Origin of the sequence: Planomonospora sp. ID67723, from assembly GCF_015711605.1 — a bacterium.
Classification (GTDB): domain Bacteria; phylum Actinomycetota; class Actinomycetes; order Streptosporangiales; family Streptosporangiaceae; genus Planomonospora_A.
Window position 1 is genome coordinate 770334 of record NZ_JABTEZ010000005.1, and the last position, 13378, is coordinate 783711.

The 13378-nt window shown below is 73.2% G+C and carries 13 protein-coding genes; 5 read left to right on the top strand and 8 right to left on the bottom strand.

Going from position 1 to position 13378, the window contains the following annotated elements:
- Positions 1–4: 4 nt before the first annotated feature.
- From HS041_RS34160 to HS041_RS34180, 5 genes are read right to left on the bottom strand one after another with little or no spacing between them, the layout of a single operon-like run.
- Positions 5–763, bottom strand: a complete 759-nt coding sequence (locus HS041_RS34160; protein ID WP_196444968.1) for an HAD family hydrolase — start codon at positions 761–763, stop codon at positions 5–7.
- Entirely contained in the window at positions 753–1907 is a 1155-nt protein-coding gene (locus HS041_RS34165; RefSeq protein ID WP_196444969.1) for an ABC transporter ATP-binding protein, read from the bottom strand. Before HS041_RS34165 ends, HS041_RS34160 begins: the two co-directional genes overlap by 11 nt.
- Complete coding sequence (locus HS041_RS34170; protein ID WP_196444970.1) at positions 1904–2794, bottom strand: ABC transporter permease; 891 nt, start codon at positions 2792–2794, stop codon at positions 1904–1906. Before HS041_RS34170 ends, HS041_RS34165 begins: the two co-directional genes overlap by 4 nt.
- A complete protein-coding gene (locus HS041_RS34175) occupies positions 2782–3678 on the bottom strand; it encodes an ABC transporter permease (RefSeq protein ID WP_196444971.1) in 897 nt (298 codons plus the stop codon). Before HS041_RS34175 ends, HS041_RS34170 begins: the two co-directional genes overlap by 13 nt.
- Positions 3678–4856 carry an ABC transporter substrate-binding protein gene (locus tag HS041_RS34180; RefSeq protein WP_196444972.1) on the bottom strand — a complete coding sequence of 393 codons (1179 nt, stop codon included), beginning with the start codon at positions 4854–4856 and terminating at the stop codon, positions 3678–3680. Before HS041_RS34180 ends, HS041_RS34175 begins: the two co-directional genes overlap by 1 nt.
- A gap of 210 nt (positions 4857–5066) precedes the next feature.
- On the opposite strand from HS041_RS34180, the gene HS041_RS34185 reads away from it, so the two are divergent.
- Both HS041_RS34185 and HS041_RS34190 read left to right on the top strand, forming a co-directional pair.
- Positions 5067–5822 carry a GntR family transcriptional regulator gene (locus HS041_RS34185; RefSeq protein WP_196444973.1) on the top strand — a complete coding sequence of 252 codons (756 nt, stop codon included), beginning with the start codon at positions 5067–5069 and terminating at the stop codon, positions 5820–5822.
- A gap of 72 nt (positions 5823–5894) precedes the next feature.
- On the top strand, positions 5895–6164 hold the full coding sequence (locus HS041_RS34190) for a DUF6504 family protein (protein WP_196444974.1): 270 nt from the start codon (positions 5895–5897) through the stop codon (positions 6162–6164).
- A gap of 73 nt (positions 6165–6237) precedes the next feature.
- On the opposite strand, the gene HS041_RS34195 is transcribed toward HS041_RS34190, so the two are convergent.
- On the bottom strand, positions 6238–6927 hold the full coding sequence (locus HS041_RS34195) for a DUF4328 domain-containing protein (RefSeq protein ID WP_196444975.1): 690 nt from the start codon (positions 6925–6927) through the stop codon (positions 6238–6240).
- A gap of 66 nt (positions 6928–6993) precedes the next feature.
- Positions 6994–7644 (bottom strand): response regulator transcription factor, encoded by a 651-nt coding sequence (locus HS041_RS34200; RefSeq protein WP_196444976.1) that lies wholly within the window; start codon positions 7642–7644, stop codon positions 6994–6996.
- A gap of 121 nt (positions 7645–7765) precedes the next feature.
- Here HS041_RS34200 and HS041_RS34205 point away from each other — a divergent pair, with 121 nt between their 5' ends.
- Positions 7766–8521 carry an ABC transporter ATP-binding protein gene (locus HS041_RS34205; RefSeq protein WP_196444977.1) on the top strand — a complete coding sequence of 252 codons (756 nt, stop codon included), beginning with the start codon at positions 7766–7768 and terminating at the stop codon, positions 8519–8521.
- Positions 8518–10581, top strand: a complete 2064-nt coding sequence (locus HS041_RS34210; RefSeq protein ID WP_307845586.1) for an FtsX-like permease family protein — start codon at positions 8518–8520, stop codon at positions 10579–10581. The genes HS041_RS34205 and HS041_RS34210 overlap by 4 nt, the downstream gene beginning before the upstream one ends.
- Before the next feature lie 135 nt (positions 10582–10716).
- Here HS041_RS34210 and HS041_RS34215 read toward each other — a convergent pair whose 3' ends face one another.
- Positions 10717–11763: an LLM class F420-dependent oxidoreductase gene (locus HS041_RS34215; RefSeq protein ID WP_196444978.1), complete on the bottom strand. Its 1047-nt coding sequence runs from the start codon at positions 11761–11763 to the stop codon at positions 10717–10719.
- Positions 11764–11950: 187 nt separating this feature from the next.
- On the opposite strand from HS041_RS34215, the gene HS041_RS34220 reads away from it, so the two are divergent.
- Positions 11951–13351 (top strand): sulfatase family protein, encoded by a 1401-nt coding sequence (locus HS041_RS34220; RefSeq protein ID WP_307845587.1) that lies wholly within the window; start codon positions 11951–11953, stop codon positions 13349–13351.
- Positions 13352–13378: the final 27 nt, after the last annotated feature.

Consider the following 13378-nt stretch of genomic DNA (forward strand, 5'->3'; position numbering starts at 1 on the left):
GCCGTCACGTGAGGGGGCTCAGCCTACCGAGATCCTTCCCGGCGGCCAGCCGCCTCAGCAGCGGCAGGTCGACGCGCTCCAGGCTCTCCACGGTCAGCGCCGTGCCGTAGGGCCCCGCGCCGGAGTCCGGAGCCGGTGCGGCGATCGCCCCGGTGGCGTCGGCGGGAACCGCGATCACCAGGCATCCGGCCGCACGGGCCGCCGCGACGCCGGTGGGGCTGTCCTCCACGGCCACGCAGTCGGCCGGGTCCACGCCCAGCCCGGCGGCGGCCCTCAGATAGGGGTCGGGGAGCGGTTTGCCGCGCTCGGTGTCCTCGGCCGCCACGACCAGGCGGAACCGCTCCGCCCCCACCGTGCGGAGCACGACGTCCACGATCCGCCGGGGGGAGGCGCTGACCAGGGCGATCGGCACGCCTGCGGCGCCCAGGCCGTCCAGGAGCCGCAGCGCGCCGGGCAGCGGGGTCACCCCGCCCGCGACCCGGTCCGAGAAGGCTCCGGTGAGCCGGGCGGTGACCGCTTCCGCGGTGGTCGCGGCGTTCTCCGCCGGTGCTTCCGGCCCGGCGCCGGGGCCGGGGCGGGCTCGCCGTACCAGGTGGGCGGCGGCGTGCTCGACCGGTCGGCCCAGCAGGGCCTCGCCGTCCGCCTCGTCCAGTTCCACGCCCAGCTCCGCGGCGACGGCCACGCACGCCTCCCACCACAGGCCCTCGGTGTCCACGAGCGTCCCGTCCATGTCGAACAGGACGGCGCGGAGCTCACGCGACACCGGCGGGGTCCTCCGACGCGGCGGGGACGCGGGCGGAGGCGGCGACCAGGACGGGACGGTGGACGAGGGCCACGGTCACCGGGGTGCCCGGCGCGAGCCGTACCGCGTCGTGGCCGGGGACGTCGGCGAGGAGCTCCGGCTCGCCGGGTGCGGCGAGCCGGATGCGGAGCCGGGCCGAGGAGCCGCGGAACGACGAGGCGACGACGAGTCCCCGGCCCGGTGCGCCGGACCCGGGTGCAAGGGGGGAGGCACCGGACCCGGGTGCGGGGGAGGCATCGGACCCGGGCGGGGGCTCGGGGGTGACCAGCACCGCCTCCGGGCGGACCAGCACGTCCACGTCGGGACCGTCCGGGACCGGGCCGTCCACCGGGAGGTCGCGCCCGAGGACCGTGACCTCCTTCCCGGCCAGGCGGCCGGGGATGTGGTTCATCGTGCCGACGAACTCGGCCACGAACGGGGTCGCCGGGCGGTCGTACACCTGGGCGGGCGGGCCGACCTGCTCCAGCCGGCCGGCGCGGAGCACCGCGACCCGGTCGGCGACCGAGAGCGCCTCCTCCTGGTCGTGCGTCACGAAGATCGTGGTGATGCCCAGGTCGAGCTGGAGCCGCCGGATCTCCTCGCGCAGCGTGATGCGGACCTTGGCGTCCAGCGCGGAGAGCGGCTCGTCGAGCAGGAGCACGCGCGGTTCCAGCGCCAGCGCCCGGGCCAGGGCGACGCGCTGCTGCTGGCCGCCGGAGAGCTCGTGCGGGTAGCGCCCGCCGTGCTCGGGCAGGCCGACCAGCTCCAGCAGCTCGGCGGCGCGGGCGTGCCGCCGGGCCGCCGGAACCTTGCGCACCCGCAGCCCGAACGCCACGTTGTCGCGGGCGCTGAGGTTGGGGAAGAGGGAGTAGGACTGGAAGACCATCCCCGCGTCCCTGCGGTTGGCGGGCAGCCGGGTGACGTCCTTGCCGTCGATCAGCACAGCCCCCGCGTCGGGGTGCTCGAAGCCGGCCACGCAGCGCAGCGCCGTGGTCTTGCCGCAGCCCGAAGGGCCGAGCAGCGCCATCAGCTCGCCGGGCTCGACGGCGAGGTCCAGCCCGTCCAGGGCGACCGTGCGGCCGAACACCCGGCGCAGCCCCCGGAACTCCACACCAGAGGTCTTCATGACGGGTCCTTCTTTCGCTTGGCGCCGGCGCCGGACAGGGCCAGCAGCAGCAGCCAGGTGAGCAGCAGGCTGAGGATCGAGACGGCCACCGAGAGCCGGCCGTTCGAGCCGGAGACCGTGACGATCCAGACGGGGAAGGTCTGGTAGCCCAGGAGCGCGGCGACGGTGTACTCACCGAGCACCAGCGCCAGGGTGAGGAACGAGGCGCTGGCGAGGGCGGACCTCAGGTTGGGGACGATCACCCGCAGCACCACGTGCGGCCACGAGGCGCCCAGGTTGCGGGCGGCCTCCACGAGTGTGCGCACGTCGATCGCGCGCAGCCCGGCGTCCAGCGACCGGTAGGCGAACGGCAGGGCCAGCACCACGTAGGCCAGCACGAGCACCACGGGGAACGTCTCGTCCTGGATCGCGATCAGCGTCGCCCAGAACGGCGTGGCGGCCAGGTAGTCCGGTCCCCAGCGCAGCACGGTGCTGATCCCGGTCACGAAGGTGATCGGGGGGACGACCAGCGGGAGCGTGCAGACCACCTCCAGCACCGGCCGGAGCCGGGGCGCGCCGAGCCGTACGGCCAGCAGCGCGGGCAGGGTGAGCACCAGCACCACCGCGATCGTGGCCGCGGCCAGGGCGAGGGAGAGCAGCATGCTGGCGGCGAAGCCCTCGGCGGTGAGGATCTCCGCGTAGGTGGACAGGGAGAAGCCCTGCTCCTCGTTGTGGACGGTGAACCAGAACGAGGCGCCCATGGGGACCAGGAAGTAGACCGCCGCGGCGCCCAGCACGACGACGCGCCAGGGCCGGACGCGCCGGGACCGCCCCGCCGGCGGGCCCGGTCCGTCCGCCGGGCCGGCCGGGGCCGTCTCCCCGGGAAGGATCGGGGTCACCGCAGCCATCGGCTGCTCCTCCTCTGCAGGGGCAGGTAGACCGCCATCACGAGTCCCGCCACGACGATCATGTCGAGGCTGAGCGCGAGGGCGATGTTCTCGTGGCCGACCAGCACGTCACCGGTGAGCGCGTCGGCGATCTGCAGGGTGACCAGCGGTACCGTGCTGCCGACCATCGCGCGGGCGGTGGCGTAGGCCGCGAACGCGCCGCCGAACAGCAGGACCGTGCCGCCGAGCAGTGAGGGGGCCAGCACCGGGACGCCGACGTGCCGCCAGTACTGCCAGGCGGTGGCGCCGCTGTTGCCGGCCGCCTCCCGCCACTGCGGCTTCAGCCCGTCCATGGCGGGCACCATGACCAGCACCATCAGAGGGATGGAGAAGTACATGTAGACCAGGGCCAGGCCCCAGAAGGTGTAGAGGCTCCAGCCGTACCCGTCCAGCCCGAGAGCCCGGGTGACCACGCCCGAGTTGCCGAGGGTGGCGACCCAGGTGAACGCCAGCGGCACGCCTCCGAAGTTGGCCAGCACGCCGGAGGCGGTCAGCACCGACTCGCGCAGCGCCCGGAACCGGGAGGTGACCACGGCCTGGGCGAGGAAGGTGCCGGCGACCGCGCCGAGCAGCGCGACCACGGCCGAGAGCTGCACGCTGCTGACCAGGGTCTCCAGGTAGTTGCCCTGGAGGCTCTCGGTCAGGTTGGCGGTGCTGAAGGCCGGGGCGCGGGTCCGGGGATCCCGGACGGTGAAGGCGCCCAGCAGCAGCGCGACCGCCGGGATCCCGAAGGCCAGAGCGGTGAAGGCGAGCAGGGGCACGGCCGCGGGCCAGCCCGCCGAGCGGGTACGGCCGCCGCCACGCGCGCCGGCCGTACCCGCGGGTTCCCCGGTGAGTGAGACCATCAGCCGGCGACCGCGGCGCCCCAGCCGGTGGCCAGGACTTCCTTGGCCTTGTTGACCTGGGCCTCGGTCGGGAAGGTCGGCTCGCCCTCGACGGGGGGCAGGTTGGCCTCGGCGGCCTTGTCCACCGTGCCGTCGGCCTGCATCGCGGGCAGCAGCACGGGGCGGGCGAAGCCGCCGAGGTAGAGGTTCTGGCCCTCGGCGCTGTAGAGGAACTCCTGCCAGAGGCGGGCGGCGGCCGGGTGCGGGGCGTCCTTGTTGATCGCCTGGGCGTAGAGCTGGAAGTACTTGCCGTCGGTCGGAACGGTGGTCTTCCAGTCGACGCCCTTGGGGGCCATCACGGGTCCGTAGGCGGCGTTGTTGTAGTCCCAGTCGATGCTGATCTGGGTCTCGCCCTTCTCGATGGTGGCCGGGGTGGTCTCCACCGGGTTGAAGTTGCCCGCGGCCTTCAGCTTCTTGAAGAACTCCAGGCCGGGCCGGATGTCGTCGAAGGAGCCGCCGTTGGACAGGGCCGCGGCGAAGACGCCGGCGAAGGCCGAACCGGACTGCGTCGGGTTGCCGTTCATCGCGACCTTGCCCTTGTACTCGGGCTTGAGCAGGTCGGCGAAGGTCTCCGGGCATTTGGCGATCTTCTTGGCGTCGCAGCCGATGGAGACGTAGCCGCCGTAGTCGTTGAACCAGAGGCCGGTCGGCTCCTTCTGGTTCTCCGGGATCTTGTCCCAGGTCTGCACCTTGTAGGGGGCGAACAGGCCTTCGGCCGCCCCGCTGATGGCGAAGGACTGGCTGACGTCGAGCACGTCGGGGGCGCGGTCCTGGCCCTTGCGGGTCTTCACCGCGTTGATCTCGTCGGCGCTGGAGGCGTCGGGGGTCTCCTCCTCGACCTCGATGCCGTACTTCGCCTTGAAGGCTTCGATGATCTTGCCGTAGTTGGCCCAGTCGTGCGGCAGGGCGATGACGTGGAGCCTGCCCTCCTTCTTGGCGGCCTCGACGAGCTTGTCCAGCCCGCCGAAGTCGGCCGCGGAGGTGGCGGTCCTGGCGTCCACGCCGGCCGCGGAGCCGCCGGAGGCGGCGGGCGAGGAGGTGGCGGTCTGAGGCGCGGCCCCGCAGGCCGCGAGCGCCGCCAGAAGAGGGGGCAGGAGGAACGCGGCCAGGCCTGCGGAGCGGATTCGGGATGCGATCACGTTGTCTCCCAGAGGGGGTGTCGCGCAATATGTCACGAAACTAGGCGAACTTGTTCAAACAAGCTAGGCCCAGTGCGTCGGCATCCGGTTTCCGCCGGATGAACAGCCGGAGTACGCCGGTGGAATGCAGGAATCCCCTCTTTGTCGGTGATCGATCCTTGCTTAGTGTGGAGCCGGAGTCGACAGGTCGGTGCGCACAGCGAGGGAGCCATGACCGCCCGGTACGCACGGATCGCCGCAGAGCTGCGCGATGCGATCACGCGCGGCGAGTACGCCGTGGGCGCGCATCTGCCGTCGGAGGCCGAGCTCGCCGTGCGCTTCGCCGCCTCCCGCGGCACCGTCCGCCAGGCGGTGGCGGTGCTCGCCGCCGAAGGGCTGGTCGGCTCCCGGCAGGGGGCCAGGCGCATCGTGCTTGGCCGCGAGCGCAGCCAGAGCTTCGCCGAGCTGCACAGCTTCGCGCAGTGGGCGCGGGCGACGGGCCACCGGGTCAGCGGTCGCGTGCTGGCGCAGCGCCGCCGGGGGGCGAGCGCCGCGGAGGCGGCCCGGCTGGGGATCCGGCCGGACGAGCCGGTCCTGTCGGTGCTGCGGCTGCGCTCACTGGAGGGTGAGCCGGTGCTGCTGGAGCGCACCGTCTACGCCGGGTGGATCGCGCCGGCCGTCGAGCGCCTCGACGCCGACTGCGAGTCGGTGACCCGGGCCCTCTACGACGGCGTCGGGCTGGTCTTCGCCTACGGCGAGCACCTGATCGACGCGGTCGCGGCCGGAACCGAGGACTCCCGGCTGCTGGAGGTGCGGCGGGGCAGCCCCCTGCTGCGTCAGCGGCGGGTCACCACCACCCATGAGGGCCGCCCGGTCGAGTGGTCCGACGACCGCTACCGCGCGGGCAGCGTGACCTTCAGCATCCGCAACTCGGTGGACGCCAACCCGCTCGTGCGGCAGGTGGGGGACTTGCGTCCGTCGTCATAAGAACGTATGTTCGATATGCAAGGCCCGCCTTCCCCCGGGCGCTCGTCCGAAGCCGCGGGGGGAAGATCCGTCTTGAGCAGACTCTACGGTGACCCGATCGAGGTGTGGACCCGCGAGGGGGAGCCCATCCAGTTCGTCTGGCGCGACCGGCTCTACGCCGTCCGCCGGGTCATCGACCATTGGGTGGTCGCCCGCGAGTGGTGGAAGATCGACGACGACGACCCCGGAGAGCGCCGCTTCTGGCGGGTCGAGGCCACCCCCGGGCGGCGGCTCGGCACCTACGAGCTGCGTTTCGACACCGCTGGCGCCGGTTGGCTGCTGGTCAGGGCATGGGAGTGCTGACCGCCGCCCCCTCCCGCGGCGCGGCCCCGCCCGTGCCGGAGCGGTCCGCGGGGTCTCCGGCGCCGCACGGCCCTCAGTGCGGCACGGCCTGCGGGGCGGGCCGGACCACCGGCGCCGGGCCCCGGCGCCGGCGGCGGGCGCTCGCGGTCTGCCGGGCGGTGAGCTCCCGGACCGTCGCGGCGCAGAGCAGGGCCGACAGCACCACGACGGCCAGTTCCGCCGGGCCGAGACCGGTCAGGCTCGCCTCGCTGGAGGAGTCGAGCGGCAGCCGCACCACGACCACGGCGAGCAGGCCGAGCCAGCTCAGCCACCACGCGGCGAGCAGCGCCGTCCAGGGCCCCCGCTGGCCCAGGGGCGGGAGGCTCGCCCGCCAGAGGCGGTCCAGCAGCACCGGCGGGGCGACCAGGTTGAGCACCGGGACGAACCACCCCGCCAGCACGTGCGTCACCGGTGAGCCGGCGTGCCGCCCGGCCCCGGCCAGCCAGATCAGGTAGGCGACGGCCGTGGCGACCGTGGTCGCGGCCACGAGCAGGATGAGCAGGGCGAAGACGGTGGCCGCGCCGGCGAGGGCCTGCGCCCCCGCGGTCTGGGTGTCGCCGCCCAGCGCCACGATCTCCTGGGCCAGCCGCTCTCCGCGGACGCTTTCGAACACGACGAGAGCGGTGGTCGCGGCCACCTGGAGCGCCAGGGCCGCGTAGACGGCCGAGGCGGACTTCCCCCGCGGGGACGTGGCCCTCTTGTGCGGGGACGGGGCAGGGCGCATGTGAATCTCCCCCCGGCATGCGCTGAAGGATGTGCCCTTCTTCTATCCCGTGAGACCCCGCGCCAATCAACCCACCACGCCGGACTCCCACGCCCAGGCGGCGATCTCCACACGGTTCCTTGCCCCGAGCTTGGCCTGGATGCTCCCCAGGTGGGTTTTGACCGTGGACAGCGAGACGAACAGCTCCGCGGCGACCTCCTGGTTGGTCCGCCCCCGGGCCACCAGCCGGACCACGTCGAGCTCCCGCTCGGTCAGCGGCTCGGCGGGCGGGCGGGTCCTGCCGGCCGGCGGCCGGGCCAGGTGCTCCAGCAGCCGCACGGTCACCGACGGCGAGACCAGCGCGTCCCCGGCCGCCGCCGCGCGGATCGCCTCGATCAGCAGTGTCGGCCCGCTGTCCTTGAGCAGGAACCCGGTCGCCCCGGCTCTCAACGCGCCGTAGACGTATTCGTCCAGGTCGAAAGTGGTGACGATGACCACCCGCATCGGGTCGGCGGTTCCGGGGCCGGCCAGGATCCTGGTGGCCTCCAGCCCGTCCAGCTTGGGCATGCGGATGTCGAGCAGGCAGACGTCGGGCCGGAGCCGTCGCGCCTGGTCGACGGCCTCGGCGCCGTCCGCGGCGGTCGCCACGACCTCCATGTCCGGCTGGGCGTCCAGGATCATCTGGAAACCGGTCCGTACGAGCTGCTGGTCGTCGGCGATGAGCACCCGAATCGTCACCTGATCGATTCTGCCAGTCATCGGGCCGGGTCCGGCCATCGGACTTTCGGACGATGAGGTCCACGGCGGATCGAACGCCCGGCCGATCCGCCGTGGCCTCCCCGCGTGGGAGAGTCGTCCCATGAATGCTGTTCTCGAGGGATATGACCTGGTGAAACGGTTCGGCGCGGCGGTGGCGCTGGCAGGCGTCGGGCTGGCGGTCGGTCGCGGCGAGGCCGTGGCGATCATGGGTCCGAGCGGGTCGGGCAAATCGACTCTGCTGCACTGCCTGGCGGGGATCATGAAGCCGGACGCCGGTGAGGTGCGCCTGCTCGGACAGCGCGTGGACACGATGCGGGAGCGGGAGCGCAGCGCCCTGCGCCGTACCCGGTTCGGGTTCGTCTTCCAGTTCGGCCAGCTCCTGCCCGAGCTGCCGGCCGAGGAGAACGTCGCGCTGCCGCTCATGCTCGGCGGGGTGCCGCGGGGCGACGCCGTACGGCGGGCGCGGGAGTGGTTCGGCCCGCTCGGCCTGGGAGGCATGGAGGAGCGGCGGCCCGGCGAGCTGTCCGGCGGGCAGGCACAGCGGGTGGCGATCGCCCGCGCCCTGGTCACCCGGCCCGCGGTGGTCTTCGCCGACGAGCCGACCGGCGCACTCGACCAGGCCACCGGCCACGACACGATGCGCCTGCTGGTGGAGGCGACCCGGGGCAACGAGGCCTCGCTCGTGGTCGTCACCCATGATCCGCAGGTGGCCCGCTGGTGCGACCGCACGGTCGAGGTCCGCGACGGCCGGATCCTCTCCGGCGAGGTCCGCGACGGGCACGCCCCGGGCGGGCCGTATCCCGGTCACGGCTCGGGTGAAGCGGTGACCCGGGTGTTTCCCGGGGTGAGCCGGTGAGCGGGCTGCTGGGACTCAGCTGGCGGCTGCTGCGCGGCGGGGGCCGCAGCGGCCTGCTGGGCGCGGGGCTGACCGCGGCGGCGGTGGCGGTCTCCGCCGCGCTGCTGCTCTTCGCCGTCTCGGCCAACCTGGCCTTCCAGGGCAGGGCTGACAGGGAGGCGTGGCGCAATCCCGTGGAGGCGAGGACGGGGGCCGTGGCCGTCGAGGCCGTCCGCAGGGACTATGTTCGCGACCGGCCGATCACGGTCGTGGACCTCGCCGCGCTGGAGCCCGGAGCGTCCCCGCCGCCCGGACTGGACCGCTTCCCCGCGCCGGGCGAGGTCTGGTTCTCCCCGGCGCTGGCCGAGCTCGCCCGCGAGCTCCCGGACGGCCAGCTCGCCGACCGTTTCCCCGGCAAGACCGGTGGTGTGATCGGGGACGAGGGGCTGGTCCACCCGGGCGAGCTGCTCGTGGTCCGCGGCCAGGAGCCGGACTCCCCGGTGATGGCCGCCACGGCCACCGACGACCCGCGCGGCGGGGCCGCGCCCACGAAGATCTCGGATTTCACCGGGAAGGCCACCTCCGACGCGGAGGGCTACCAGGCGCTCGCCCTGATCGCGACCGTGCTCATGGTCGTGCCGCTGCTGGTGTTCGGCGGTGCGGCGGCCCGGCTCACCGTGGCCCGCCGCGACCAGCGGCTGGCCGCGCTCCGGCTGGTCGGCGCGACCCCCGGCCAGGTGGTCGCGATGACCGTGGCCGAGGCGGTGATCACGGCGTTCGGCGGCGCACTCGCGGGCACGGTCCTGTACGGCCTGCTCATCCCGGTGCTCACCCGGATCGAGATCGCCGGAGGTTCCTGGTTCGCCTCCGACATGTGGCCGGGCGTGCCGTACACGCTCGCCGTCCTGGCGGCCGTGCCGCTGCTCGTCGGCCTGTCCGCGGTGGTGGGCCTGCGCCGGGTCGTGGTCAGCCCGCTGGGCGTGGCCAAGCGGGAGACCCCTCCCGCGATGCGCTTCGTCCGGGTCCTCGCGCTGCTGGCCGCCCTGGCCGCGGTACCCGCACTCGGCGCGGGGACCGCGGCCGGAGTCGTCGCGGTCGTGCTGGGCCTCGCCTTCCTCGCCATCAACCTGACCGGGCCGTGGGTGGTCGGGATGATCGGCAGGATCACGGCGCGCACGGCCCGCGGGCCCGCCCGGCTGCTGGCGGGACGCCGTCTGGTGGACGACCCCAAGGCGGCCTGGCGGACCGTGAGCGGCGTGGCCCTGACCGGATTCGTGGCGGGGTTCATCGGCTTCCTCAGCCCGGCGGGCGGCCTGTTCGGGGACGCGGACGCCACCACGCTGCGCCTGTCGGTCCCCGCGGCCCGGGCACCCCAGCTGACCGCCGAGGCCCGCGAGCGCCTGTCGGCGGCGGGCGTTCCGGCGCGGGTGGAGGTCACGGGCGGAGGCGGGCGCCGGGTGCTCACCGTCGCCGTCGGGAAGGCCGCCGGGGACGAAGCCGGGGACGGAAAGGCCGCCGGGAAGGACAAGGATGAGGAGAAGGCGGCGCGCGAGGGCGCTTCCGCCTCCGGGCGGTCCGTGGAGGGGTCCGCCTCCGCGGCGGCGGTCGACCGGGCCAGGACCGCGCTCGACGGGCTGGTCCCCGGCCGAGGCGCCACCACCGCCGCCGACGAGGAGGTGTTCAGCGTCCTGCTGCTCGGCGACATCGGCACCGGCACCGTCGTCGTGCTCACGGTCTCGTTCCTGGTCGCCATCGTCAGCGCCGGGATCACCGCCGCCTCCTCGGTGCTCGACCGCAGGCAGACCTACGCCCTGCTCCGCCTGGCGGGCACCCCGCTGGAGGTCCTCGACCGGGCGCGCCGGGCCGAGACGCTCATCCCGCTGGCGGTCATGGGCGGCGGCTCCATCGCGGTCGGCGTGTTCTGCGCCGTGCCGTTCGCGTTCTCCTCGGTGAACGTCAGCGGGATGGTCATCCTGCTGGTCTGCGTGGTCCTCGGCTTCGCCGGGGTGACCGGCGCGGGGGCGGCGAGTGCCCCGCTGCTCCGCTCGGTCACGGCCGATCCGGCCCCGCGCCCCGACTGAACGGCCGGGGGAGGGCCCGGAGCCGCATGCGGTCCGCCTCCGGGCCCGGGCGAATTTTCTCCGTGGCCGCCTGGGCCCGGCACCCGCCCGCGGGAGGGCCCCGGAGATATCGGCGCAACCGGAGGGCGGAGGACGCTAGCCCAGGACCAGGTCGCGGATGATCTTCAGGGAGGCCTCGTCGCGGGGGCCCATGACGAGCAGGTTGCTCACCGGGCTGTCACGCCACAGCTGCAGGCGCTCGCGGATGCGGCCGGCCGGGCCGAGCAGGGAGATGCCGTCGGCCAGCTCGTCGGGGATCGCGTTGAACGCCTCGTCCCTGCGGCCGGCCAGGTAGAGCGCCTGGATCTCCTCGGCGGCCCCGGCGTAGCCCATCCTGCCGATGATGTCGGCGTGGAAGTTGCGGTTCTGCGCCCCCATGCCGCCGATGTAGAGGGTGAGCATCATCTTCACGCCGTCCAGCGCGGCCCGCAGGTCGTCGGTGACCACGGTCATGACCATCGCCGCGACGTCGAAGCCCGGGCCCGCCCCGGCCAGGGACGGCCCGTACATCTGCTCGATCTTCTCGGGGAAGGCGAACAGCGGGAGCCAGCCGTCGGCGATCTCGGCGGCGAGCGCGACGTTCTTCGGACCCTCGGCGCCCAGGTAGAGCGGGATCTCCGGGCGCAGGGGATGGGTGATGAGCCTCAGCGGCTTGCCGAGGCCGGTGACACCGCCGTCGCGGCCCGGGCCCGCCCCCGGCCGCAGCGGGAGCGGATAGTGCTCGCCCTCGCAGGTCACCGGCTCCTCGCGACGCCACACCTTGCGCATGATCTCGACGTACTCGCGGGTGCGGGCCAGCGGCTTGCCGAACGGCATGCCGTACCAGCCCTCGACCACCTGCGGCCCGGACGCGCCGATGCCCAGCAGCAGCCGTCCGCCGGTCAGGTGGTCGAGGGTCATCGCGGTCATCGCGGTCGCGGCCGGGGTCCTGGCCGAGATCTGCGCCACCGAGGTGCCCAGCCTGATGCGCGAGGTCCGCGCGCCGTACCAGGCCAGAGGGGTGAAGGCGTCGCTGCCGTAGGCCTCCGCGGTCCAGACGGAGTCGTACCCCAGCCGTTCGGCGGCCTGGACGAGCTCGGTGGCGTCGGCGGCGTGCCGCTGCCAGTAGCCGAGATTCAGGCCGAGCTTCAAATCGGTGCTCATATCGGGCCTTTCCGTGCGGGACGGCCCTGCAATTAGAACACGTTCTACTCACTTGGTCGAGACGTGAGTGTCGGCGGTCAACCTTTGGGGAAAACGTGAACTTGTGCTGAACGCTGCTCGCAAGATGCTGTGCTTGATACTCCTGCTCACCCTGGGTGCCTCCGGGGGTCTGCCGGCCGTTGCGCAGGTGAGGGAGCGACCGAACATCGTGTTCATCCTCGCCGACGACCTGGGCACGGGCGATCTGGAGAAATTTCCGAACATCTGGAACGAGTTCATCCACGCCGGCACCGGCTTCGAGCGCTTCTTCGTCCCCAATTCCTGGTGCTGCCCGTCGCGTTCGTCCATCCTGCGCTCGCAGTACGTCCACAGCCACGGCGTGCTGACCAACACGGCTCCTGAGGGTGGTTTCACCAGGTTTCATGACTCCGGTCTGGAACGTTCCACTCTTGGCGTCTGGATGAAGGAAGCCGGGTATCGCACCGCCCTCATGGGCAAGTACCTCAACCACTATCCCGGAGGCGCCGCCCCGCCCACCCACGTGCCGCCGGGCTGGGACGAATGGCACGTGCCGGTGCGCCGCCTCTACGAGGAGTACGGCTACACACTCAACGAGAACGGCGTGCTGAAGGCGTACGGCTCCGCGCCGCGGGACTACCTGACCGATGTGCTCAGCGCGAAGGCGAACGCGTTCGTCTCCCAGGGAGACGATCCGTTCTTCCTCTACCTCACGCCGGTCGCCCCGCACCTGCCGGCCAACCACGCCCCCCGCCATCACGGGGCCTTCGCCGGGATCACCGCCCCGCGCGGCCCCTCGTTCGACCAGGCGGACCTGTCGGCCGAGCCCGCGTGGCTGCGCTCGCGCAAGCGGTTGACCAAACGGGCACAGGAGAGGATCGACCAGACCTACCGCGACCGGCTGCGCGCCATGCTCGGCCTGGACGATCTGGTCGGAGCCCTGGTGGAGAGCCTGCGGGCCGCGGGGAAGCTGGAGGACACCTACCTGTTCTTCGGCTCCGACAACGGCTTCCACCTGGGCGAGCACCGGCTCGCGCAGGGCAAGACGACCCCGTTCGACGAGGCGATCAGGGTCCCGATGTTCGTGCGGGGACCGGGGATCGAGCCGGGGGGCGTCATCAGCGAGCTGGGCTCCACCCTGGACCTCGCCCCGACCTTCGCCCACCTGGCGGGGGCCGAGCTGCCGGACTTCGTGGAAGGCCGCTCGCTGCTGCCCCTCCTGCGCGGCTGGGTTCCCGGCTCCTGGCGGCAGAACGTGCTGGTCGAGTTCCACCGCCCGGCCAGCGAGGACTCGGCCCGCCAGACCCCCGTCCCGCCCTACCGGGCGATGCGCACCGCCCGGCACACCTTCGTCCGCTACGAGACAGGCGAGTACCAGCTCTACGACCTGCAAACCGATCCCCACCAGCTCCGCAACCTCGCCGGGAAGACGCATCCGGCCGTGCTCGCCGAGTTCGACCGCCAGCTCGACGCCCTGGCGGCCTGCTCCGGTGCGGAGTGCCGCCTCGCCGACTCCGTCCCCCCGCCCGCCTTCCTCGCCCCGCATCGCCGAAAGCCCGCCGCGGGGTGACGCGGAGCCGGAGCGGGACGGGGCCGG

Coding starts and splice junctions, on each gene's coding strand:
- HS041_RS34205 (WP_196444977.1), top strand. CDS start 7,766: ATGAATGCTGTTCTCGAGGGATATGACCTGGTGAAACGGTTCGGCGCG.
- HS041_RS34215 (WP_196444978.1), bottom strand. CDS start 11,763: ATGAGCACCGATTTGAAGCTCGGCCTGAATCTCGGCTACTGGCAGCGG.
- HS041_RS34195 (WP_196444975.1), bottom strand. CDS start 6,927: ATGCGCCCTGCCCCGTCCCCGCACAAGAGGGCCACGTCCCCGCGGGGG.
- HS041_RS34170 (WP_196444970.1), bottom strand. CDS start 2,794: ATGGCTGCGGTGACCCCGATCCTTCCCGGGGAGACGGCCCCGGCCGGC.
- HS041_RS34175 (WP_196444971.1), bottom strand. CDS start 3,678: ATGGTCTCACTCACCGGGGAACCCGCGGGTACGGCCGGCGCGCGTGGC.
- HS041_RS34185 (WP_196444973.1), top strand. CDS start 5,067: ATGACCGCCCGGTACGCACGGATCGCCGCAGAGCTGCGCGATGCGATC.
- HS041_RS34165 (WP_196444969.1), bottom strand. CDS start 1,907: ATGAAGACCTCTGGTGTGGAGTTCCGGGGGCTGCGCCGGGTGTTCGGC.